The organism is Flavobacterium sp., assembly GCF_046153165.1.
Lineage (GTDB): Bacteria > Bacteroidota > Bacteroidia > Flavobacteriales > Flavobacteriaceae > Flavobacterium.
Map to the genome: position 1 here is coordinate 19,937 of NZ_JBJXEN010000071.1, position 24,408 is coordinate 44,344.

Here is a 24,408-nt window from a genome sequence, read left to right on the forward strand (position 1 = left end):
TATGGTAATTACAACAAAATATGTTTTAATAGAAAAGAAAAACATAATCCGGGTCATACATGATTCTGATGGTGACTGGCAATTTTTAACAAATGATAATGTGGTTGAATCTGATGCATTAGTTGTATCATTACAACAAATATTAGAGTATGACGAATCAATTTCAGAATTATTAAGTTTGCCAAGAAATAAGATTGCAATAAGAGAAAATAAAAATAGTAAATGGATAATTAATAATTTTATATGAAAGAAGATTTACTTGGAAATTCCACAGTTAAGAGAAGAAAAGCTGCAATAGAAATCAGAAAAAATAATATTGAAGGTTATTCAGCAATATTATTAGATGCATTAAAAATTGAAAGCAATAAAACACATCCTGAAACTATAATTGAATTAATAAAGACACTTGGCTTCAAGGGTGATGAAGTGGCTAAATTATATATAAAAGAAAACTATGTCGATAAAGGTCTTTTTTTAGCTACATCATGTGCTGCATATGTAAGGTTAGATAGAGTTGATAATAGTGATGTTACATCTATCATTGATTTTATAAGGACTAATGATTTTTCAAAGAAAGAAGGGGTATTAGAAGTGTTAGGATATGATAAAATGATACCTTCAATAGAAAATCAAGAAAAAATTATATCATTGTGTTGGAATTTTGGAATAGATAGGTTAAGAGGTCTTACAGATCCTAGATATGGTTTAGCTGCTGCCTGCGCAGGTTGGGAATGTGATAAAACAGAGACATTTTTGCTCCATTGTTTAGAATCTAAAGATGAGCCGTTGATATATGTTTCTAAAAATTCACTAAAGAAGAAATATGTTAAATTACGATAATTATTGTCCCCCCCGCTCTGCGAAGAGTGAATAATCTTAGAACGGCTCTGCGAATGTCTCTGACTTCGCAGCGAATAAATAAAAGCAACTTCTAAAAGAGTTGCTTATTTTTTTTAAGAAACGGCGAATGTCTCTGACTACGCAGTCACAAACAAAGTATAATATTAAATACTGCGAGGTCGGGAGACCATCGCAGAGCAATGCTACAATAGAGCAACTAAATAATTAATAAGAAAATATTATATTTGAAAAAATATAAAAAATGTTAGACGGATACAAAATAAGAGATCAAGCTTTACCACACTTTATAACAGCCACAGTAGTCGATTGGATAGATGTTTTTACAAGAAAGTCCTATAGAGATTGTGTTATAGAATGTTTAGATTTTTGTATTACCAATAAAGGAATGGTTTTATATGGTTATGTGATTATGAGCAATCATATTCACATGATTGTACAATCTAACGATGGAAAGTTATCTGATTTAATTAGAGATTTCAAGAAATTTACCGCCAAAACAATTTTAGAAAAAATTCAAATCGAGCCAGAGAGTCGTCGGGAATGGATGCTAGAACGTTTTAAACTAGCTATCGAAAGTCATTCTCGTAACAAGAACTATCAGTTTTGGCAATATGGAAATCATCCTGAGGAGATTTATAGTAATAAATTCATGTGGTCAAAATTAGATTATATACATTTAAATCCTGTTCGATCTGCAATTGTCGAAAAAGCTTCTCAATATAGTTACTCTAGTGCAAGTAACTATGTTTTAGATAAAGGATTACTGCCTATTGAAAAAGCAGACAATCCTATAGTTGATGTTTTAAATTCTAATTCCTTTGTCAGATATAATGAGTATTGATTTACTTACTTCTACTAAGTCAGACACATTCGCAAGTACAAAGGTTTCGAATACTTATGATTTGCAAACGTGCACACAAAAAAATAAAGTATAAAATAACAAAAAAAACCTAAACTTTCGTTTAGGTTTTCTTAGCAGAGAGGAAGGGATTCGAACCCTCGATATGTTGCCATATACACGCTTTCCAAGCGTGCGCCTTCAGCCACTCGGCCACCTCTCTTTTTATGTTTTGCAAATAAAAGAATAAATTTCTTGGGAAGTAAACAATTACTTGATTAATTCATCTCGCCACGCAAAGAAGTTTCAAAAATGGTTTTAAAAACACTTGGGGCGACTTTTTGCCCTAACAAATACATGAGTTTTGTAATGGCGGCTTCGGTAGTAATATCTTTTCCTGAAATAACACCAATTTGTTTAAGTTGTGAGCTGGTTTCGTACTGACCCATATTAACACTTCCTCCAGAACATTGGGTTACATTTATAGCATGCAATCCATTTTTTATTGAGTTTTCAAGCAAATCGATAAACCATTTTTCGGTAGGAGCATTGCCAGAACCATAAGTTTCTAAAACAATTCCTTTTAGATTTGGGATTGATAAAATAGTTTGAATTACTCGTTCATTTATTCCTGGAAAAATCTTAATGATTACCACATTGTCATCAAGATTGGTATTTACTTTTAGTTTTTTAGTAGTTACCTTCTTTAATAAAATATTTTCATTAACATTCAAATGAACACCAGATTCTGCTAATGCAGGAAAATTGGGTGAAGCAAAAGCACTAAAATGTTCGGCACTTATTTTTGTAGTTCTATTACCACGATACAATTTGTATTCAAAATACAAACAAACTTCATTGATGATTGACTTATTCTTATTTTTTAATGATGCCACTTGAATGGCCGTGATTAGATTTTCCTTAGCATCGGTTCTTAAATCTCCAATAGGCAATTGAGAACCTGTAAAAACAACTGGTTTGTTTAGATCCTCTAACATAAAACTTAATGCTGAAGCCGAATATGACATCGTATCTGATCCGTGCAAAACAACAAAACCATCATAATCATCATAATGGTCTTTGATAAGGATAGCTATTTTTTTCCATTCTTCGATATTCATATTCGAAGAATCGATAGGCTTATCGAAGGAAACTGTTGCAATATTGCAGTCTAATAATTTAAGTTCTGGAATGTTTTTTAGTAATTTCTTAAAATTGAATGCTTTGAGAACGCCAGTTTCAAAATCCTTTACCATTCCTATAGTTCCACCTGTATATATTAGAAGTATATTGGCTTTAGACAACATCATTATATTTCATTTTATTTACAACAGGATTGGCATACATGGCAAGGAAACCTTCTACCATTTGTGCATTTTTAGAATCTATTTTTAACTCTAAACGACGCTCAAACAGCGATTTTTCGTTTTCGGTATAATGGTTTGAGAATTTATTAGTTTTATACAATATATCGTAGGCTATAAAATTTGTAGGCCACAATTTATAAGATTTCAAAATCGATTCATCAACAACTTGTGTCAAAGCTTGAATTTGCTTGTTTGTGTTTGAAAACTCTGCTTTAATAACATCTAATTCAGAATCTAAAATATCTCCAATATGAATATGAATTCGTTTTTTTTGCCCCATAACGCCGCTCAAAATATTCTGAAAGTCTTCATTACTCTCTTTAACATATATTTCTTGATTGGCTTCCGCCATAAGCTGTGGCATTTTTAGCGCATCGGTCGGATCATATTCGTAAGAAATAGAAACAGGAACTATTTTTATTTCTTTACAATAGTCCATCGCATTTTTATTGGAAGCCATCGTTAGCATTTTTAATACGCCAGAATGGGTTGCATCGTTGCCATCTTTGGTTCTTCCTTCTCGTTGTGCAATCCATACAGAACGGTTTTCGTGCAATAATAATCGCTCAATATATTCCGACATTAATTGAGAACTTTGTAGCAATTCTCTTGGAGATAGTCCTCTTTGAACAATAAAATTTCGATTTAATCTTGAAAGTGATTTTAGGAAATCTTTCTTCACTAAATTGTCACCAATTGCCGATGCTGTCATGACCAATTCATGCTCGAAAAGTGCAGCATTTAACAAAGATGTATCTAGAATTATATCGCGATGGTTTGATATAAAAAGGTAAGCCGTGTTTTTTTCTAATTTTTCGAAACCTGAAGTTGTTAATCCTTCCGAGCTTTTTTCAAGTACTTTTTGAATACTTTCGTATATAAAATTACATTGAAAATCTCTTATAGAATGTGTTTTTCGAAGTTGGTTTTTCCATACTTCTTCATCAACACCAGGAAAAGTAAAATTCATCATGGCCTTTAGAATAGGATGATGAATAGCCGATCGGAGCGCTTGGTTTACTTCCGCATCATAATAAGGACGAATGGCATCAAATTTTGACATGTTACAACTTAAATTATCTCTTACAAAGAACGGATTTTTTTTTGAAATATAATTAACAGTTTTTAAAAATGGACAAAGCATTTTTAGTTGTAATTCTAGCAACTTCTTCTATTGGAAGATTGTAAATTTCTGAGAGTTTCTCAGCAACTAACGTCACATAAGCACTTTCATTACGTTTTCCCCGAAAAGGAGCCGGAGCGAGATATGGCGAATCGGTTTCTAGAACAATATTTTCTATGTCTATTTGATTCAAAAATTGATCTATTTTTCCGTTTTTGAAAGTTACAACTCCACCAATTCCGAGTTTCATATTATATGAAATAGCTCGTAAGGCTTGTTCGTAATCTCCTGAAAAACAATGAAAAATACCGAACAAATCATCGCTTTTTTCGAGTTCTAGGACTTCAAAAATTTCGTCAAAAGCATCACGACCGTGAATGTTTATAGGTAATTTGTATTTTTTTGCTAATTGTATTTGGAACTGAAAAGCTTTTTTCTGAATGTCTAAAGTGGTTTTGTCCCAATATAAATCGATGCCAATTTCGCCAATGGCGGCAAATTTTCTTTTAGATAATTCGGTTTCTACGTGTTTCAATTCTTCGAGATAATTTTCTTTTACATAGCAAGGATGCAAACCCATCATGAGGAAAATATTTTTAGGATATTGTGCTTCTAAATCATACATTTTCTGAGTATAACTAGCATCTATCGATGGAATAAAAAGTTTAGAAACTCCCTTAGAAATTGCATTTTGAATCATTTCGTCTCGATCTGAATCGAATTCTGAAGAATATAAATGGGTATGAGTATCTACTAGTAGCATTTTGATTATTTTGATTGCAAAATTACTTTAAATGTTTGCTTCAATCTAAAATAATTTATTTAAATTTCTAAGATGTTTATTAAAAAGAAAAGGTAGTATTCGAAAAAACTTTCCAAATACTACCTTTCATAATTCAACATTTACCTTAATAACTTAACCTTTTTAATATAAAGTAATTAGAAAATTAAATTATTTTTTTGCTGGAGCTCCCATTTCTGATTTTGTAGCTTCTTCTTTTTTCATCTCGGTTTTGTGATGTTTTCTGTGATGTTTTTTAGCTGGTTTTACAGCCGAAGCATCTTGAGCAAAAGACATTGCAGAAAATCCGATCAATGCAACTAACATTACTAATTTTTTCATTTTTTTTAGATTTAATTGTTATTTTTTTATTAGTTTATAATTATTGTCCCTATAATTATAAACCAAATGTATAATCATAAAATGAAGTTAAGATGAAGATTATAGCGCTTAAGAAAAATTTAACTTTTGTCGAAATCAGGAAATATTAAACAAAAAGAACTTCCTGTATTTGGTTCCGAAACGACATCTATTTCTATTTTATGAAAATGAGCAATACTACTTACAATTGCTAATCCCAAACCATGTCCTTCGGGATGATGACTAAATCTAGAAAAACGCTCAAAAATATTTTTTATTTGTAATTTGTTCATTCCAATTCCCGTGTCTTTTATTATAACGCAGTATTTTTCATTTATAAATTCGTCCGAAATCGAAATGCTACCATTTTCATTATTATATTTTATTGCATTTACTAATAAATTATATAACAAAACATGTATGAGAGTTTTGTTTCCCGTAAAATAAATAGAATGTTTAATATTTTTTGTTACAATTAATTTTTTTTCATCAATTCGATCCTCTAAAATTTCTATTAATTCCGAAAATAATTCTTCTAGATTAATTTTTTCGTTTATTAAATATTGGTTATTTTCAATTCTAGAAATCAGTAATAAATTATTGATAACTTTTTTTAATAAATCTAGCGTTTTTAGAGAACTAGAAATTTTATCTATTGTATTATCGTCGAGTGATTCGTTTTGAATTAGGTTTTCGAATTTGTTTTTCAATAGCGCAATTGGAGTTAGTAATTCATGCGAAACATTAGCAATAAACTGTTTTTCTTTTTTAAAAAGCTCACTAATTCTGTTCATCATCTCATTAAGGACAGTGTCTAATTCTTGAAAATCAGAAGAATGGGAGAAAATAGGAGCGCTGTCAAAATTTTCGGGTTCATTTACACGACGAATTTTTTCATCAATAATTCTATAAAAGGGTTTTAGTAAATATTCTATATAAAAAGTATCAATTAGAAAAGTAAAAACTACTATTACAAGTAATACAACAATTATGAAAAGGCGAATTACGTGTGTAAAATCATTAATTTCCGAAAGGTTTGAACCTATTTCGAGTTCGTAAAATATCTTGTCATAAACAAAATCGTGTTGCAAAATTAAGTATTCATTTTCTTCATTTTCGATAGTCCGATTTTCTTTCAAAAAAACATCTTTTTTTAAAAAATCTTCTTTCGATATTTGATACAACTGCAAGAATTCGCTATGTAAAGTTGAAAAACTGGAATACGTTTCGGTTGTGTCATTTCTAACTATAAAATCATAAATTTCTTGTTTGTCAAGATTTTTTACAAACTTTTCCTTTTTCTCTAGTAAATTTTTATTTGCGTTATGATAAACTACTTTCTCGACCAAAATTGGCAATACAAACCACAATATCAATATAAGAATTAATCTCGAAATGGCATTAAAAATGGCGAGCTGATGCTTTATTTTCATTTCTTAAATGTTTATTCGATAACCTACATTTCTAACGGTTTCAAACCAGTCGATTTTAGAGTGTTTGTCTAGTTTTTTTCTAAGATTACGCACATGAACATCTATAAAATTAGAATCGGAATTAACCTCAAGAATATCACCCCAAACATGTTCAGTAAGTTGCAAGCGTGTAATTACTCTGTTTTTATTTAAAACCAAATACTGAAAAATGTCAAATTCTTTTTTGGTTAAATTTATTGAAATTTCATTAAAACTAACTTTATAGTCTTGCAATTGAAGATTGAAATCGTGTACTTTTAATTCATTATTCGTAAATCCATGAATTCGTCTAATAACAGCAAATAATCGGGCTTGAAGTTCTGTAAGTGCAAAAGGTTTTGTAAGATAATCATCGGCTCCCAATTGTAATCCATTTATCCTATCATCAAGTTCGCCCCGAGCTGTAATTATTATGATTGCTGTTTTTGATGCTGTTTTTCGAACAGATTTAAGAATATCAAATCCGCTCCCATCAGGCAAACCCAAATCTAATAAAATAACATCATAATCGTTGCTGCTTATTTCCTCGAGTGCATCGTTGCAACTGTTCGAAATTTTGCAAATATATCCTGAATTAGAAAGAAAATGACTCACTTCTTTAGCTAATTCTATGTTGTCTTCTACAATAAGGATATTCATATGTTAACTTTTTTTTCGATTGATTTTAAAATCTCGAGTTGTTTGGCTTGACTTTCAAATAAAACTTTGATTTGTTCTTCTAAAAGTAAATCAATTTTTTGATGTAGACTTCTTAATTCTAATTCGGCTTTTAGATTAATTAAATAATCATTTTCTCCACGTTTTCTGTCTTTTTCTTCTTGTCTGTTTTGACTCATCATAATAATTGGAGCTTGTAATGCGGCAATACAAGATAAAATAAGATTCATTAAAATAAATGGGTATGGATCAAAATTTAATATTTTTGGCGTTAGTGTGTTAAATAAAATCCATATAAAAAGAATGACTCCAAAAAGAATAATAAATTTCCAACTTCCACCAAATGAAGCTACTTTATCAGAAATTGACTGTCCTTTTGTAAGTATTTCTTCGGGTTTATGTAGTAAATTTTCGACAATTAATTTTTCTTCATCAATAGTATCATTTACAATTTTTTGAAGTTTAGCTAATTGATTTTTTTCAGATTGGAGAATATTTTGAGTATCGGTCTTCATATTTTTTAAATTTTTATTAAAGTTAATGAAGTAATTGAATTCTCTTTACTATATGGTACTATGTTAACTTATTTTTATGTTTTAAAATAAGTTTTTTAGAATGCTTTTAAATTTAAAAAGCCGATAAATTGCTTTACCGACTTTTCTCTTTATAACCAACCTTTTGTTTTGCATCTCTTTTTTATAAATGAATTATATGAAAAATATGCAAAACAAAAGAACTTGTTATTTTTTGGTTTTTAGAGTTCCAGATTTTGATTCGTCCGGTTTTATAATTTTGGTATTTTTGGAAATTTTGTGTTTTCTAATTTTGTTTATTTTTACTTCTTTAGAAGCATTTACTTTTGCAGGAACTGTATTAGCATTTGCAAAACTTGTTCCTAGAATTACGGCAACTAACATTACAATTTTTTTCATAATTTCTAAAATTTATATAAATACTTCATTGTATTTATTACGTCAAAATTACATTTCTATGATGAAGCTAAAATGAAGATTTTTAGCGTTTTAAAACATTAACTAGACTTTAACTTTTTAGTATAAAAAAAGAAAAGGTATAAAAAAAACCGACAAATAACTTTGTCGGTTTCAAAATAATTAAACTATTTAATTATTTTTTTTCTTTAGCTGCGTCTGTAGCTTTTACTTCTTTTTTGGCTGATTTTTTAGCCGCTTTAGCGTCTTTTTTCACTTCTTTTTTCACTTCTTTTTTAGCTGGTTCAGTTTGTGCGTTTACCATTGCAGTTGTTCCTAAAAATAAAGCAGCTAACATAAATACTTTTTTCATGATATTAGATTTTAATTTATAAATTGAATTATTTATGACCCAAAAGTATTTTTGTAAAATGAAGATTAGATGAAGATTTTCCTGAAAATGAAAAATTAACCTTTTTTTAGGTTTTAAATTATGATAAAAAAGTAACTATTGATGTTACTCTCATTCTAAAACCAAATATTGTCAATCAAATTTTATGTAAAAAGTAAAATCTTATTTTCTGATTGATTATTTTTACACTCAAATAAAATTTTATGTCACAAAAACGTCTTTACCTTCTCGATGCATACGCCTTAATATTTCGTGGTTATTTTGCCTTTATAAAAAATCCAAGAATCAATTCCAAAGGAATGGATACTTCTGCCATTATGGGATTTATGAATGCCTTGATGGATGTTATTAAACGAGAAAAACCTGACCATTTAGCTGTAGCATTTGATAAAGGTGGAAGCGATTATCGTTATGAAATGTATCAAGAATACAAAGCACATCGTGACGAAACTCCTGAGGCTATAAAAATTGCCGTTCCATATATTCAAGAGTTATTGAAAGCAATGCATATTCCGATTATTGAAGTTGCTGGTTTTGAAGCTGACGATTTAATAGGAACATTAGCAAAACAAGCTGAAAAAGAGGATTTTAAAGTTTTTATGGTTACGCCAGATAAGGACTTTGCTCAATTGGTTTCCGAAAATATTTTTATGTACAAGCCTGCGCGAATGGGTAATGATATTGAAATTTGGGGAATTCCAGAAGTTTTAGCGAAATTTGAAATCGAACGTCCTGAACAAGTAATAGATTTTCTAGGAATGATGGGTGATGCAGCCGATAATATTCCTGGATTGCCAGGTGTTGGTGAAAAAACAGCAAAGAAATTCTTAGCAGAATACGGTTCGATGGAAAATCTTTTAGCAAACACGCATCAACTAAAAGGCGCAATAAAAGATAAAATTGAAGCCAATGCTGAAATGGGAATTTTGTCTAAAAAACTCGCAACTATTTTGCTCGATTGCCCTGTGACTTTTAATGCGGAAGATTATGAACTATCAAAACCTGATATCGAGAAAACAGACGAATTGTTTCAAGAATTAGAATTTCGTCAAATGAAAGCACAGTTTGATAAATATTTTGGAACTGGAAAAGAATATGATGAAATTGACACCAACGGTAATGGCACTTCAAGCGATACACCACAGCCAACTAAAAAAGCTTCTGTTAAAAAATCAAACGAAGATCAATTCGATTTATTTGGTTTTTCAGATGAAGAAAGTGGTGAGGTAAAAATTAATTCACATTATGCAACGTTAGAAAATACAGAACATTTTTACCAAAGTATTCAAGGTGATTTACCAGTTAAATTACTTCTGCAAAACTTAATGAATCAAACTTCAGTTTGTTTTGATACCGAAACAACTGGAATTGATGCTTTAAATGCAGAATTAGTTGGAATGTCTTTCTCTTATGAAAAAGGAAAAGCTTTTTACGTTCCGTTTCCAGAAAATCAAGAAGAAGCACAAGTTTTAGTAGACAAATTCAAACCATTTTTCGAAAATGAAAGTATCGAAAAAATAGGTCAAAATATCAAATATGATTTAAAAATTCTGTCGCATTACGGCATTGAAATTAAAGGGAAATTATTTGACACGATGATTGCACATTATTTGATAAATCCAGATATGCGCCATAATATGGATGTTTTAAGCGAAACATATTTAAAATATTCACCAAAATCTATTGAAGATTTAATTGGTAAAAAAGGTAAAAATCAAAAATCAATGCGAGATATTGCTTTGGAAGAAATCAAAGAATATGCCGCTGAAGATGCTGATGTTACTTATCAATTAAAGCAAAATTTCAGTCCGATTTTAGATAAAGCCGAAACTAAAAAATTATTTGACGAAATTGAAATTCCTTTAATTCCAGTTTTGGCAGCAATGGAATTAGAAGGAATTAATTTAGACGTTCCGTTTCTAAAAGAAATGTCGATTGAAATGGCAAAAGAAAGTTCAGAATTAGAGCAAAAAATATATGAAACGGCTGGCGAAAAGTTCAATTTGGCTTCGCCTAAACAATTAGGCGATGTATTGTTCGATAAATTAAAAATTGGCGGAGCCAAACAAAAGAAAACAAAAACAGGACAATATGCCACCGGCGAAGAAATTTTAAGCTATTTGGCAAATGATAATCCAATCGTAAAAGATATTCTCGAATGGCGCCAAATGGTGAAATTACAAAGCACTTACATTGATGCGTTGCCAAATCAAGTCGATAAAAAAACGGGTCGCGTTCACACCGATTATATGCAAACGGTTGCTGCAACTGGGCGTTTGAGTTCGAATAATCCGAATTTACAGAATATTCCAATTCGTACCGAAAGAGGAAGATTAATAAGAAAAGCATTTATTGCTCGTGACGAAAATTACACCTTAGTTTCTGCCGATTATTCACAGATAGAATTGCGTATTATTGCCGCTTTATCAGGAGAAGAAAATATGATTGCCGCCTTTCAAAACAATGAAGATATTCATAGGAGTACAGCTGCAAAAGTATTTAATGTTCCTTTAGAGGAAGTAACTAAAGAACAACGTAGCAACGCTAAAACCGTAAATTTCGGAATTATTTATGGCGTTTCTGCTTTTGGCCTTTCTAATCAAACATCGCTTTCAAGAAAAGAAAGTGCTGAGCTGATAGATGCGTATTATGCAACTTATCCAAAACTGAAATCTTATATGAGCAATCAAGTTGATTTTGCTAGAGAACATGGTTATGTACAAACGGTTTTAGGAAGAAGACGTTATTTGAAGGACATTAATTCAGCCAATATGATGGTCAAGAGTGGAGCAGAACGAAATGCAGTAAATGCACCAATTCAAGGATCTGCCGCAGATATTATCAAAATTGCAATGATAAATATTCACAAAAAACTAACTTCAGAAAACTGGAAATCGAAAATGTTATTGCAAGTACACGATGAATTGGTTTTTGACGTTTATAATGAGGAGCTAGATAAGATTCAACCGATGATTAAATACGAAATGGAAAATGCGTTCAAAATGGATGTTCCGTTAGATGTTGAAATTGGATTAGGTAGAAACTGGTTAGAAGCGCATTAAATTCTTTTACGTTTAAATTAAAAACATGAAAAAAATATTTTATTCAATCCTTATTTTATTTACGCTACATTCTTATGCAGAAAAGAAATATTTATTAGAAGGAACTATAGGAAAAGCGACAATTTATATGTTTTTTGAAGACAATTCGTCACCAACAGAAACTACGATTTATGATGTTCGTTATTTTTATAAAAATTCATTGAAAGATATTGTTTTGTCGGGTGAAAAAACGGAAAATAAATATATTTTCAAATTTGAATCGAATGATAAAATTAACGAAAAATTCGAATTATCGTTAACTCAAAACGATAATTTTGATGGTTTTTGGACTGATGCAAAAGGAGTGAAATTTCCTGTAAGTTTGAAACCTTTTGATAAATCTGATTTTTTATTAAAAGCGAAAAACAATAAATTTTTAAATCAATTCAAAGGAGACACATTCGATCTTTTAAAAGCAAGTTTGATTCAATTCAAATCTGATTCAATATCAATTTATAAGGGAAAAACAATTGAATGGTTTTCGGAAAAACATTGCCAAGCACATTATTTTAGGCTAGGAAAAGGTTTTTCTGATGCTGTAAAGAGCAAAATAAATCCTATTTTAAACAAATATCATTATCAAAATGTTTTAGCACAATTAAATTGCACCTCTAATTTTGATTATAATAACGGAAACAATATTGAATATTCTATTTCTATTCATTATTTAGATGAAAACTTGATTGGCTACTATGATTTTAGTGCTTATGATTGCGGAGGAGCTCATCCAGATTTTGGAGGTCAAGGCATTTTGTTGGATCTGAAATCAGGAAAAAGTTATAGTATAGACAATATTCTGGCTTTTGATAAAAGTGTTGGTGCTAATCAGGAAACTAATTTTGATGCATTTTCTAAATACCGAAGCACTTATTTTGCACCAAAAGTATTTGCTTTGGTAAACAAAACACAACATTTTAAAAAGCCAACAAGTGATGATGATGGTTGCGATTATACCGATTTAGAATTTTGGGATTTCCCATCATGGTCATTTACCGAAAAAGGAATTGAGTTTACTCCAATTTTTTTTAGAGCCGCAAGAAGTTGTGAAGAACCTTTTTTAGTGTCTTTTGCCGATTTACGAAAGTTTAAGAATACAAAATTTCCTTATAAATTATAGAAATGAATAACGATTGCAAAATCGCCAATTAAAATAAAAATTATGAAAAAATCAATCTTATTATTAGTATTTATATTTTCGCTGACACTTTCGGCGCAACAAAAAACACGTTTTGACAAAATAGATAGTTTGCTGGTTTATTTAAATCAAAACAACAAATTTATGGGGCAAGTTTGTATTCGCGAAGCGGGAAATGTGGTTTTCGAAAAAGCGTATGGTTTTGCTAATGTAGAAAATAGTTTGAAAGCAAATAAAAATACCAAATACAAAATTGGTTCTATTACAAAAACATTTACTGCTGTAATGATTATGCAGTTAATTGAAGAAAAAAAATTAAAACTCGATACTAAATTGGTAAAGTTTTACCCTCAAATTCCAAATGCTAATAAAATTACGATTCATGATTTATTGCATCATCGCACAGGAATTTTAGACTTTATAAATGGAGATTCGACCGTAAATGTTTACCAAAAAGTATCAAAAGAAGAAATGATTGCAAAAATCGCAGGTTATAAACCAGTTTTCGAACCTAATTCTAAATTTGAGTACAGTAATTCTAACTACTATATATTAGGTAGAATCCTAGAAGATGTTTCTAAAAAAGATTACACAACCAATCTTGATGAAAGAATTATAAACAAACTTCAATTGCAAAACACATCGATTGCAACTAACGTAAATCCTGCAAAAAATGAAAGTTACTCCTATAATTTTCTTGATAAAAAATGGGTCTTAAATAAGGAATGGGATATGTCGCAATCTTTTGGTGCTGGAAATATTTCATCAACCACTGCCGATTTGACTTTTTTTCTAGATGCTATTTTTAATAGTAAATTACTAAAGAAGACATCGGTCGATGAGATGACAAAACTAGAACAATCTTACGGAAAAGGATTGGTTACATTTCCTTTTGGAGAAAGAAAATTTTATGGACATACAGGAGGAATAGAAGGTTTTCGAGCTGTTGTAGGATATTACCCAGCAGAAAAAACAGGGATTTCACTTATTGTAAACGGAGATAATTATAATCGTAATGATATTATGATTGGGATTTTAAGTATTTATTATAAAATGCCTTATCAGTTTCCAAATTTAACTACGTTTGAAGTTCCTAAAGACAAATTAGATAGTTATCAAGGCATTTATGCATCGACACAACTTCCTATAAAAATTACTATTAAGGTAGAAAAAGGAGAACTAGTCGCACAAGCTACAGGACAAAGTTCTTTTGCATTAAATCCAATTAGCGAAACAGAGTTTGTATTTGATGCCGCAGGAGTAAAACTTACTTTCGATGCAAAAAACATGATTTTAAAACAAGGTGGCGGTCAATATACATTTACAAAAGAGTAGCCTTGTATAATTATTTGCAAATATCCTACAAGCTCCTATATATGGAATGCTTATAGGGTATTTATGATTATTTACATTTTACGTGTCGAATCGCGTTGTCTTAATTCAGTTTTTATCACAACAGTTTTATAGTTATATTCTTCTTCTTTGCTTTCTAATCTTTCTATAAGAAGTTTTGCGGCAGCTTCTCCTATTTCTGGACCATGTTGACTTATGGTCGATAAACTAGGAGTCAATCTTCGCGACCAAACGCCATCTGCAAAACCAATAATAGCTAATTCTTCGGGGATTTTTTTTAGCATTTTCACCCCCATTTTCATAACTGTAAGAGCCGAATGTTCGTCGAGAGCAAAAACGCCATCAATATTATGATTATTTAAAACATCTTTTACTTTAATATCAAAATCCTCTTGATTCTCTGTAAGAATCACTATGTCAGGATTTATTGAAATATTATTTTTAGATAATGCTTCAAAATATCCTTTAGCACGAAGCTTACCCACACTTAAATTATCAATCGAAGAAAATAAAGCAATATTCTTACAGCCAGTTTTTATTAAAAAATTAGTAGCTTCAATTGCTGAATCATAATCATCAACAATCACTTTGTCACACTTCACCTTTTCGGCAACCCTGTCAAACATGACAATTGGTGTTCCATCATTTATAATATCGGTAAAATGATCAAACTGATTGGCTTTCTGAGATTCTTCAGATATAGAAAGTATAAACCCATCTATAGTTCCGTTGCTCAACATCTGTAATGTTTGAATTTCTTTCTCAAGAGATTCGTTAGAAATGCACGTTATAACATGATATCCTTTTTCATCGGCTACTTTTTCAATTCCAGAAAAAACCTTTGCAAAAAAAGAATTCAAAATATTTGGGATAATAACCCCAATCGTCTTTGTAGAACGATTTTTAAGATTCAGCGCAGTAATATTTGGCTTGTAATTATTTAGTTTTGCAAACTCTTGAATCTTTATTTTCGTGGGCTCACTAATTTCTGGACTATTATTCAAAGCCTTCGAAACTGTCGAAACAGAAACGCCGAGATTCAATGCAATTTGTTTTAAAGTCGTTTTCGATTTCATTGTTATAATATATTAAGGTAAAAATAACAAAATAATTTATAAAGTGGCATTTGTTTCTCTTTTATGAGCGAAAAGCTTGCGCATACTTGTAAATCATATTCCTGCTGTACGTTTCAATCCATCTCGTTGTCAAAAAACGAGATGAGATTTTCACTTCCATCAGGGCTAAAAAGCAAATCTTAAACCTTTTGTAACTCTCTGAAAAGCAATAGAAAAAGAATTTTCACTTTCCCATTTGTATTTAAAATAAATAATTGTACTTTTGCACTCCCTTTATTGGGAATGGAATGTTTAATTAAAATAATATTATGGACGCATTAAGCTACAAGACACAATCAGCAAGCAAAGCCACCGTTACAAAGGAGTGGATTGTTGTTGATGCTGATGGTCATAACTTAGGTCGTCTTGCATCAAAGGTCGCTATGATTCTTAGAGGTAAGTACAAGCCAAGTTACACACCACACGTGGACTGCGGAGATAACGTAATCGTTATCAACTCAGAAAAAATCAACCTTACAGGTAACAAAATGGACGAGAAGACTTACATCCGTCACACAGGTTATCCAGGAGGACAAAGAAGTTTGACTGCAAAAGTTTTGCAATCAAAAAACCCTGCTCTATTAGTAGAAAAAGCAGTAAAAGGAATGTTGCCTAAAAACAAATTAGGAGCTGAGCTTTTTAGAAATTTAAATGTTGTTGTAGGATCAGAGCACAAACAAGGCGCTCAAAAACCTAAAACAGTTAACCTAAACGATCTTAAGTAATGGGAGCAATTCACAAAATCGGTAGAAGAAAATGTGCAGTTGCACGTGTTTATGTATCGGAAGGAACAGGAGTAATCACTGTTAACAAAAAAGCGTTTGCAACTTATTTCCCAACAGCTACTTTACAGTACAAAGTTTTGCAACCTATGTCTATGACAGAAAATGTAACTAACTATGATGTAAAAGTAAATGTTTACGGAGGTGGTAGCACAGGACAAGCAGAAGCAGTAAGAATGGCTTTAGCAAGAGTAATGTGTGAAGTTGGAGAAGGAAACAGAGCAATCTTGAAACCAGAAGGATTATTAACGAGAGACCCAAGAATGGTTGAACGTAAAAAATTCGGTCAGAAAAAAGCTCGTAAGAGATTCCAATTCTCTAAACGTTAATATTTTTTTATTAAAAACTAAGTTATTGTTGCTCTTCCTGTCGAGGCAGGAAACTAGTTTAGCATCTAAATGGTTAAGACCTGATTATACAATCGCTACTTAATCATTGCTAATTCAACAGAACGTAAACTATTACAAAATGGCAAATAAAATAGAAGTTAAAGACTTACTAGAAGCAGGTGTTCACTTCGGACACATGACTAGAAAATGGGATCCAAACATGGCTCCTTACATCTATATGGAGCGTAATGGAATTCACATTATCAATCTATATAAAACTGCAGCAAAAATTGAAGAAGCTAATGAAGCTCTTAAAAAAATTGCTGCATCAGGTAGAAAAATACTTTTCGTAGCTACCAAAAAACAAGCTAAAGATATCGTGGCTGAAAAAGCTGCTGCTGCAAACATGCCGTACATCACTGAAAGATGGCCTGGTGGAATGTTAACAAACTTTGTTACAATCCGTAAAGCTGTTAAGAAGATGTCGACTATCGACCGCATGAAAAAAGACGGAACTTTTATGACTTTGTCTAAAAAAGAACGTTTACAAGTGGATCGTTTGCGTGCAAAATTAGAGAAAAACTTAGGTTCTATCTCTGATATGTCAAGATTACCTGCTGCATTATTTGTAGTAGATATCAAAGCTGAACACATCGCAATTAAAGAAGCTCAAAAATTAAACATTCCAGTTTTCGCAATGGTAGATACCAACTCTGACCCACGTCTTGTTGAGTACGTTATCCCTGCAAACGATGATGCTTCTAAATCAATCGATAAAATTTTAACTTTAGTAACTGAAGCTATTATTGATGGTCTTGCAAACAGAACATCTGATAAAGAAGCTGATGCTACTACTGAAGAAGTTGCTCCAGAAGAAGTTGCTGATACAATCGCTGAAGAAAAAGCAATTGTAGCAGAAGCTGCTAAAACAGAAGAGTAATTATCTAATTACGAATTACGAATTATCAATTATGTCTTTTTAGCGTAATTCGTAATTTGTAATTCGTAATTTTTTTATAATCCAATTAAAACAATAAATATGGCAACAATTACTGCTGCAGACGTAAATAAATTAAGACAAACTACAGGTGCTGGAATGATGGACTGTAAAAAAGCTTTAGTTGAGGCTGATGGAGATTTCGATAAAGCTATACAAGTCCTTAGAGAAAAAGGACAAAAAGTTGCTGCTAACCGTTCTGACCGTGAGTCTTCTGAAGGGGCTGCTGTTTCTTTTATCAATGCAGACAACACTAAAGGAGCGATCATCACTTTAAATTGTGAAACAGATTTCGTAGGTAAAAATGAGGCTTTCGTAACTTTGGCTAAAGAATTAGTTGAAAGAGCTATCAACTACTCATCTAAAGAAGAATTTTTAGCTTCAGATTTCAACGGAATTACTGTTGCTGAAAAATTAATTGAGCAAACTGGTGTTATTGGTGAAAAAATCGAAATCGGTGGTTTTGAAATCTTAGAAGGTGCTTTCGTTGGATCTTATGTTCACGTTAACAAAATTGCTGCATTAACTGCAATTTCTGCACCAATAGCTAATGGTGACGTTTTAACTAAAGACATCTCTATGCAAGTTGCTTCTATGGGAGCTGATACATTATCTTACAAAGATTTTGACCCATCTTTCGTTACTTCTGAACTTGCTGCTCGTATTGCTGTAATAGAAAAAGAAAATGAAGAAGCAAAACGTTTAGGAAAAACTTTAAAAAATGTTCCTAAATATATCTCTTTCTCTCAATTAACGGAAGAAGTTTTAAAACAAGCTGAAGAAGATGCTAAAGCTGAATTAAAAGCTGAAGGCAAACCAGAACAAATTTGGGATAAAATTATTCCTGGAAAAGTACAACGTTTCATCTCTGATAACACAACTTTAGACCAAGAAAAAGCCTTATTAGATCAAAACTTTATCAAAGATGATAGTAAAAAAGTAGGTGATTATGTTAAAGGATTCAACGTTGAAATTACTGGTTTCAAAAGAGTTACTTTAGGATAGTTTACACTAAACTCAAATAAATAAATCCCATTTCATTAATTTGAAATGGGATTTTTGCATTAATTAACTTTTGTTCAATCTATTAAAACTAAAATCTAAAACTAAAATTCTTAACTTTGGTAAAACATCAATTTATGTTTAAAACCAAAAGAGAACTTATCTTTGTTATTTTAGCAGGAATATTTATTACCAATGCTGTTGTAGCCGAACTTATAGGAGGAAAATTAATACAAATAGGGCCGTTTGTCATGAGTATTGGCATTTTACCTTGGCCAATCGTATTTATTACCACCGATTTAATAAACGAATATTTCGGAGAGAAAGGAGTGAGAAGACTTTCTATTATTACTGCCTGCTTAATAGCATATTCCTTTGTTGTTTTATTATTTGCAATCGCAATTCCAGCTGCCAAAGGTATTAGTCCTGTAAGTGATAATCAGTTTCAAGCAGTTTTTGGGCAAAGTATGTGGATAATTGTAGGAAGCGTTATAGCCTTCCTAGTTTCTCAACTAATCGATGTAACTGTTTTTTGGTATTTCAAAAACAAAACGGGAGACAAAAAAATATGGTTAAGAACAACAGGTTCAACTGTGATTTCGCAATTATTTGATTCTTTTATTGTTTTAGGAATAGCGTTTTGGTTGCCAGGAAAAATTAATTTCACAACATTTATTACTTCTGCACTAACAGGATATACATTCAAACTGATTATTGCAATTGCCTTAACTCCAATTATTTATTTAGGACACGATATTATAAAAAAGCATATTTCTGAGGATTAATAAATAATAAAAAACCATTTTTATAAAACGGAAGAATATCTTTATATTTGCAGGACAAAAAAAGCACAAAACTGCAATGAAATACAAAAGAATTCTTCTAAAATTAAGTGGCGAAGCATTAATGGGCGACCGCCAATATGGAATAGATCCAAAACGTTTAGCAGAATATGCTGATGAAATAAAGCAAATTCATGATTTAGGAGTTCAAATCGCTATAGTTATTGGAGGAGGAAATATTTTTAGAGGTATTGCAGGCGCCAGTAATGGTATGGATAGAGTTCAAGGTGATTATATGGGAATGCTTGCTACAGTTATAAACGGAATGGCTTTGCAAGGAGCGCTCGAAGAAAAAGGGATGCTTACTCGTTTGCAAACAGCTTTAAAAATAGAAGCTATTGCTGAACCATATATAAAGCGTAGAGCCGTAAGACATTTAGAAAAAAATAGAATTGTAATTTTTGGAGCAGGAACCGGTAACCCTTATTTTACAACCGATACGGCAGCAGTTTTAAGGGGTGTCGAAGTAGATGCTGATGTAATCCTGAAAGGAACTCGTGTAGATGGAATTTATTCTGAAGATCCAGAAAAAAATAAGGATGCCGTGAAATTTGATTATATTTCTTTTGAAGATGTTCTTAAAAAAGGTTTGAATGTAATGGATACAACAGCTTTTACATTAAGTCAAGAAAATAAATTACCTATAATTGTTTTTGATATGAATAAAGAAGGAAATTTACTTAAAATTTGTAATGGAGATAATATAGGAACAATAGTAAATATATAATAGAGATAGTTCGATTTTTTAGGCGATTTAATTCTTCGAAGAATCTAACAATCTAATAATTTAAAAAAAATGACTGAAGAAATTGAATTTATACTAGATAGTACAAAGGAATCTATGGAAGGTTCTATTGCCCATTTAGAAAAAGAATTTTTAAATATCCGTGCAGGAAAAGCTTCGCCAGCAATGCTAGGAAGTGTTTTTGTAGATTATTACGGATCTTCTACACCACTTTCTCAAGTAGCGAAAATTAGCGTACCTGATGCTAGAACAATTACGTTACAGCCTTTTGAAAAAAATATGTTGCAAGTGATTGAAAAAGCAATTATGATAGCTAATATTGGTTTTAATCCTATGAATAATGGCGATGTAATTATTATTAGTGTTCCACCACTTACTGAAGAAAGACGGCGCGATCTTGCTAAGCAAGCCAAAACCGAAGCAGAAGATGCGAAAATAGGTGTTCGTAATGTTCGTAAGGATGCTAATTCGGACATTAAAAAATTAGAAAAAGAAGGGACCTCAGAAGACATTTGTAAAACTGCCGAAGAAAGTGTTCAGAAACTAACAGATACATTTATTAGAAAAATAGATGAGTTATTAGTTGTTAAAGAAGCAGAGATAATGAAGGTTTAGCTTTCGTTAAAAAAGTCTAAAAACCGTTAAGTTAAAAAAAACTTAACGGTTTTTTTATATTAAAAAGAAAATACTGCATTTATATTATTATATTTGATATTTTTGGAATCCCTATAACCTAAATCTATTTTTTGAATTTTAAAATTTACTTACGATGAATGTTAAAAAAATACTTCTTAATGCCCTTTTTTTATTATTCTTTTTCCAAAGCCAATTATTTTCACAAGAAACTGGAATATTTGCTGGAATTGAAATAGGCAGTAAAGGAATTAAAATGTCTGTTTTAGATGTTAAAAATATTAGAAAAGGAGATTTTGAAATCAAATCCTATTGGTCTGAAAATGTTGGTATTGCAAGAGGAATAGCTATAGACGGTAATTTAGCCCAAGAAGATATTGAAAAAGCTGCGACCGTAGTTTTGTCTAATTACGCAAAAATTAAAAATGATTTTAAAGTAGCTGATGAAAATATTTTCATAGTTGGATCTTCTGGAGTTGCAATGGCAAAAAACACTAAGGAATTAGCAGATAAAATAAAATTATCGACTAATAAAACATTAGAGTTTATTGATGCACAAACAGAAGGAAAAATGCTGCTAAAAGGATGTGTGCCACCTTCAGATTACAAAGATTCTATGATTTTAGATATAGGTGGAGGAAACACTAAAGGAGGATATATCGATGTGAGAAATAATGATGCTTTTGTGTTTTTTCCATTAAGTGTAAACTACGGAACCATAACACTCACAGAAGCCGTAATAAAAAAAACAAGAAAAGATGATATTTCAGAGTATAACGAAAAGTCATTTGGGTTTCTTCCAACATTAAGAGATCAAATAAACGCGATGTATGGTACAAGTCCAGTGGCCTTAGAGAAAGAAAAAGTATTCATGTCTGGCGGAGCAGTATGGGCTTTTTATACACTTTACAACGGGGCAGCTAAAGAAACTTTTAATCAATTTAATTTAGAAGATGTTCTAAATTACGATGCGATTCTAAAAAATAATTTTAGAAGATTTGAGGAATTAGCTAAAACCGATAAGGATGCGGAACGTGTAATAAAAACTTATTCACAAAAACATTTAATTTCAGGTAGTAATATACTTTTGGTTTGTCTAGAAGCAATACCAGATATAAATAACAAAAAATTATACTTCGCTAAAGAAGGTCAAATCGCTTGGCTAGTATCTTATATTGCTGATAGATCTAAGAAAATTAAAAAAATTTACTAGAAATTTCTTTCAATTATAATAACAAAAAACATTAGTTAGATAGTATTCCCCATACTATTTATTGATAAAAAATAAATAAAATGAAAAGTTATTTAAATGCCTACTTTGATAACTTTAGAGGTTTTTCAAGAGAAGTTTGGGTTTTAACATTAATTACTTACATAAATCGTGCGGGAGCAATGGTCATGTTGTTTTTAACTAAATACCTACACGAGAATCTTTTTTTCAGCCTTACTCAAATTGGATGGATGCTTGTTTGTATAGGAGTTGGAGCCTTATTCGGGAACTGGATAGGAGGAAAATTAACCGATAAATTAGGGTTTTACACAATCATGTTAGCTAGTCTTTTTTTAACGGGTTTTGGTATCATTTCCTTAATGTTTTTGTATGATTTTGTAGAAATATGTGTTGGTTTATTTATAGTAACTGCTATTGCCGATATGTATAAACCAGCAATGTATGTTGCTGTATCAAATTTCACAAATAGAAAAAATAGAACTAGAGCATTAACATTAGTGAGACTAGCAGTAAATTTAGGTATAGTCTCAGGTCCAATTATTGCAGGATTGGTAATACAAAAAGATAATTATGACATGCTTTTTTGGATAGATGGATTAACTTGTGTACTTGCAATATCTGTTTTTATGCTACTCATAGATGAAAGTAAAATATACAAAGCCAGAAAGAAAATACATAGAGATAGGGAAAAAGAAGGTGTAATAGATCTAAACAGGAAAGCAGATATAAATTATATAATTTTCTTATTTGCTAGTTTTTTAACGGCATTTTTGTTCTTTCAGTTATTTACAACAATTCCACTATATAACTCTGACAAGTTAAAACTGGATGAGTTTCAAATAGGAATGCTTTTAGCACTAAACGGATTGTTGATTTTTCTTTTCGAAATGCCTTTAATAGGTTTCTTAGAAAAAAAAACTACTCAGCCAACTAAAATTATTTTATTTGGTTCTGTATTTATGACATCAGGATTTTTCTTTTTACTTTTTTCTAAATCTGTAGGTGTCTTAGTTATAAGTATTTTTCTAATAACCTTGGGTCAAATATTACTTTTTTCATTCTCTAATACTTTTGCATTTACTAGAGCTGTTAATGGAAAAGAAGGGAAATACATGGCTTTTTATGCTATGAGTTTTAGCGCGGCACAAATATTAAGCCCGAAAGTTGGATTTAGCGTAATTGATAACTTCAATTATTTTTCAAACTGGTTATTAATGGGTTTTATAGGGTTAATAGCTATATCACTTTATTACAAATTAGATAAAAACATTAAATTTGAAACACTTGCTAAAGATGTTCAATAACCTATATCAATTAGTAAATTAAATAATTACATAAAAAAAGCATAAAAAGAATGTCAAAAAAAGTCAAAAAAAGTCAGAATAATAAAAGTTTTAAAATCATAATAATTTTACTAGCTTTCTCAATGCTTGGAAGTCTTTTTTATATTTCTAAATTATCCAATAAGTCTAAAAGAACTATTATAGAGCTTAGGGAAGAAAAAGCGACTATGCTTAATGATTTAGAAAAATCTCAATTGTTTTTAAAACAAGTAATGACTTCAAACAAATCATTATCAGGTAAATTACTTGCAGAACAAAATAAAGTACAACAACTTATACTTGATTTAAAGAAAAAAGAAGTTACCGAAAAAACTATTGTAGATTACAAACAAAGTACAAACGATGTAGATAATAGAATTAAGTTGCTACTTAATGAGATAAACTCTTATAAAAATAAGATAGATAGTACAAATCTTGTTTTAACCAAAACAAATGTTGTTCTAACCAAAGAAAAAATAAAAAACGATACACTAACGGTTTCTAATAAAAAATTAGCAAAGAAAATTACCGATGCTACAAAACTTTATTTTTACAACCTTCAAACAGCTTTTCTAAAAGCAAAAAGCTCTGGAAAACAAACCGAAACGGATAAAGCGAGTAAAATAAATCTAATAAAAGTTAGTTTCATGATTGCAGAAAATGATTTGGTTAAATCCACTACAAAAGATTTTTATATCCAAATAATAGATAGTAAAAATAATGTCTTAGGAAGCAAAAATACCGAAAAATTTGGTGATGATACTTTGACTTATAGTACTTTATTGAAAATTAAGTATGAGAATAAAACCATAAAAGTTGAAGGTGAAATACCTGTTACAAATTTAAATGAAGGTGTTTTATTCATTAATGTTTTTGATAAATCTAGGCTAATTCTAAAATCGGCAGTTACGCTGTCATAACAAGGTTCCCTCTTTTAAAATTATATACTAATCCGATTTGTTCGGATTTTTTATTTAATACAACTATATTTGTACATATTCCTTCAAAAAAGGGATTAAAA

26 protein-coding genes and 1 tRNA gene are annotated in these 24,408 nt (G+C 30.6%); 16 read left to right on the forward strand and 11 right to left on the reverse strand.

Annotated features, from left to right (window positions below; all coding sequences use genetic code 11):
- The first annotated feature begins 1 nt into the window (after window position 1).
- The 3 genes from ACKVOV_RS08140 to ACKVOV_RS08150 all read left to right on the forward strand — a co-directional run bounded on the left by ACKVOV_RS08140 (window position 2) and on the right by ACKVOV_RS08150 (window position 1,702).
- The gene (locus ACKVOV_RS08140) at window positions 2–247 is read left to right on the forward strand and encodes a hypothetical protein (RefSeq protein ID WP_409206265.1); all 246 of its coding nucleotides are present in this window, start codon (window positions 2–4) and stop codon (window positions 245–247) included.
- Window positions 244–840 (forward strand): hypothetical protein, encoded by a 597-nt coding sequence (locus ACKVOV_RS08145; RefSeq protein ID WP_409206266.1) that lies wholly within the window; start codon window positions 244–246, stop codon window positions 838–840. The genes ACKVOV_RS08140 and ACKVOV_RS08145 overlap by 4 nt, the downstream gene beginning before the upstream one ends.
- Window positions 841–1,102: 262 nt before the next feature.
- On the forward strand, window positions 1,103–1,702 hold the full coding sequence (locus ACKVOV_RS08150) for an REP-associated tyrosine transposase (protein ID WP_409206267.1): 600 nt from the start codon (window positions 1,103–1,105) through the stop codon (window positions 1,700–1,702).
- A gap of 135 nt (window positions 1,703–1,837) precedes the next feature.
- Here the strand turns inward: ACKVOV_RS08150 and ACKVOV_RS08155 are convergent.
- The 10 genes from ACKVOV_RS08155 to ACKVOV_RS08200 form a co-directional block, all read right to left on the reverse strand.
- Window positions 1,838–1,922: transfer RNA gene (locus ACKVOV_RS08155), tRNA-Ser, on the reverse strand.
- A 55-nt stretch (window positions 1,923–1,977) separates the two neighbouring features.
- A complete protein-coding gene (locus tag ACKVOV_RS08160) occupies window positions 1,978–3,006 on the reverse strand; it encodes an asparaginase (RefSeq protein WP_409206305.1) in 1,029 nt (342 codons plus the stop codon).
- Entirely contained in the window at window positions 2,996–4,129 is a 1,134-nt protein-coding gene (locus ACKVOV_RS08165) for a 1-acyl-sn-glycerol-3-phosphate acyltransferase (protein WP_409206306.1), read from the reverse strand. Before ACKVOV_RS08165 ends, ACKVOV_RS08160 begins: the two co-directional genes overlap by 11 nt.
- 52 nt (window positions 4,130–4,181) lie before the next feature.
- Window positions 4,182–4,952, reverse strand: coding sequence for a TatD family hydrolase (locus ACKVOV_RS08170; protein WP_409206268.1), 771 nt, complete (start codon window positions 4,950–4,952; stop codon window positions 4,182–4,184).
- A gap of 189 nt (window positions 4,953–5,141) precedes the next feature.
- Complete coding sequence (locus ACKVOV_RS08175) at window positions 5,142–5,312, reverse strand: hypothetical protein (protein ID WP_409206269.1); 171 nt, start codon at window positions 5,310–5,312, stop codon at window positions 5,142–5,144.
- A 119-nt stretch (window positions 5,313–5,431) separates the two neighbouring features.
- Entirely contained in the window at window positions 5,432–6,763 is a 1,332-nt protein-coding gene (locus ACKVOV_RS08180) for a sensor histidine kinase (protein WP_409206270.1), read from the reverse strand.
- A gap of 3 nt (window positions 6,764–6,766) precedes the next feature.
- Window positions 6,767–7,441 (reverse strand): response regulator transcription factor, encoded by a 675-nt coding sequence (locus ACKVOV_RS08185; RefSeq protein ID WP_409206271.1) that lies wholly within the window; start codon window positions 7,439–7,441, stop codon window positions 6,767–6,769.
- Entirely contained in the window at window positions 7,438–7,974 is a 537-nt protein-coding gene (locus tag ACKVOV_RS08190) for a DUF1003 domain-containing protein (protein WP_409206272.1), read from the reverse strand. Before ACKVOV_RS08190 ends, ACKVOV_RS08185 begins: the two co-directional genes overlap by 4 nt.
- Before the next feature lie 225 nt (window positions 7,975–8,199).
- Window positions 8,200–8,391 (reverse strand): hypothetical protein, encoded by a 192-nt coding sequence (locus tag ACKVOV_RS08195; protein WP_409206273.1) that lies wholly within the window; start codon window positions 8,389–8,391, stop codon window positions 8,200–8,202.
- Between the two features lie 193 nt (window positions 8,392–8,584).
- Window positions 8,585–8,761, reverse strand: coding sequence for a hypothetical protein (locus ACKVOV_RS08200; RefSeq protein WP_409206274.1), 177 nt, complete (start codon window positions 8,759–8,761; stop codon window positions 8,585–8,587).
- Between the two features lie 242 nt (window positions 8,762–9,003).
- Between ACKVOV_RS08200 and polA the strand changes: the two genes are divergently transcribed.
- From polA to ACKVOV_RS08215, 3 genes are read left to right on the forward strand one after another with little or no spacing between them, the layout of a single operon-like run.
- Complete coding sequence (polA, locus tag ACKVOV_RS08205) at window positions 9,004–11,862, forward strand: DNA polymerase I (protein ID WP_409206275.1); 2,859 nt, start codon at window positions 9,004–9,006, stop codon at window positions 11,860–11,862.
- Window positions 11,863–11,887: 25 nt separating this feature from the next.
- Window positions 11,888–13,018 carry a hypothetical protein gene (locus tag ACKVOV_RS08210; RefSeq protein WP_409206276.1) on the forward strand — a complete coding sequence of 377 codons (1,131 nt, stop codon included), beginning with the start codon at window positions 11,888–11,890 and terminating at the stop codon, window positions 13,016–13,018.
- Window positions 13,019–13,060: 42 nt separating this feature from the next.
- On the forward strand, window positions 13,061–14,371 hold the full coding sequence (locus ACKVOV_RS08215) for a serine hydrolase domain-containing protein (protein WP_409206277.1): 1,311 nt from the start codon (window positions 13,061–13,063) through the stop codon (window positions 14,369–14,371).
- Window positions 14,372–14,442: 71 nt separating this feature from the next.
- Here ACKVOV_RS08215 and ACKVOV_RS08220 read toward each other — a convergent pair whose 3' ends face one another.
- A complete protein-coding gene (locus tag ACKVOV_RS08220; RefSeq protein ID WP_409206278.1) occupies window positions 14,443–15,465 on the reverse strand; it encodes a LacI family DNA-binding transcriptional regulator in 1,023 nt (340 codons plus the stop codon).
- A 308-nt stretch (window positions 15,466–15,773) separates the two neighbouring features.
- On the opposite strand from ACKVOV_RS08220, the gene rplM reads away from it, so the two are divergent.
- The 10 genes from rplM (at window position 15,774) to ACKVOV_RS08270 (ending at window position 24,307) form a co-directional block, all read left to right on the forward strand.
- Window positions 15,774–16,229, forward strand: a complete 456-nt coding sequence (rplM, locus tag ACKVOV_RS08225) for a 50S ribosomal protein L13 (protein ID WP_091476558.1) — start codon at window positions 15,774–15,776, stop codon at window positions 16,227–16,229.
- On the forward strand, window positions 16,229–16,615 hold the full coding sequence (gene rpsI / locus ACKVOV_RS08230; protein WP_091476560.1) for a 30S ribosomal protein S9: 387 nt from the start codon (window positions 16,229–16,231) through the stop codon (window positions 16,613–16,615). Before rplM ends, rpsI begins: the two co-directional genes overlap by 1 nt.
- Window positions 16,616–16,754: 139 nt before the next feature.
- Window positions 16,755–17,555 carry a 30S ribosomal protein S2 gene (rpsB, locus tag ACKVOV_RS08235; RefSeq protein ID WP_409206307.1) on the forward strand — a complete coding sequence of 267 codons (801 nt, stop codon included), beginning with the start codon at window positions 16,755–16,757 and terminating at the stop codon, window positions 17,553–17,555.
- Window positions 17,556–17,654: 99 nt separating this feature from the next.
- A complete protein-coding gene (gene tsf / locus ACKVOV_RS08240; protein WP_409206279.1) occupies window positions 17,655–18,617 on the forward strand; it encodes a translation elongation factor Ts in 963 nt (320 codons plus the stop codon).
- 134 nt (window positions 18,618–18,751) lie between these two features.
- Window positions 18,752–19,399, forward strand: a complete 648-nt coding sequence (locus ACKVOV_RS08245; protein ID WP_409206280.1) for a queuosine precursor transporter — start codon at window positions 18,752–18,754, stop codon at window positions 19,397–19,399.
- A gap of 76 nt (window positions 19,400–19,475) precedes the next feature.
- Window positions 19,476–20,183 carry a UMP kinase gene (gene pyrH / locus ACKVOV_RS08250; protein WP_409206281.1) on the forward strand — a complete coding sequence of 236 codons (708 nt, stop codon included), beginning with the start codon at window positions 19,476–19,478 and terminating at the stop codon, window positions 20,181–20,183.
- Window positions 20,184–20,252: 69 nt separating this feature from the next.
- A complete protein-coding gene (frr, locus tag ACKVOV_RS08255; RefSeq protein WP_409206282.1) occupies window positions 20,253–20,816 on the forward strand; it encodes a ribosome recycling factor in 564 nt (187 codons plus the stop codon).
- Between the two features lie 154 nt (window positions 20,817–20,970).
- Window positions 20,971–22,047 (forward strand): exopolyphosphatase, encoded by a 1,077-nt coding sequence (locus ACKVOV_RS08260; RefSeq protein ID WP_409206283.1) that lies wholly within the window; start codon window positions 20,971–20,973, stop codon window positions 22,045–22,047.
- Between the two features lie 80 nt (window positions 22,048–22,127).
- Window positions 22,128–23,369: an MDR family MFS transporter gene (locus ACKVOV_RS08265; RefSeq protein WP_409206284.1), complete on the forward strand. Its 1,242-nt coding sequence runs from the start codon at window positions 22,128–22,130 to the stop codon at window positions 23,367–23,369.
- A gap of 50 nt (window positions 23,370–23,419) precedes the next feature.
- On the forward strand, window positions 23,420–24,307 hold the full coding sequence (locus ACKVOV_RS08270) for a hypothetical protein (RefSeq protein WP_409206285.1): 888 nt from the start codon (window positions 23,420–23,422) through the stop codon (window positions 24,305–24,307).
- Window positions 24,308–24,408 lie beyond the last annotated feature (101 nt).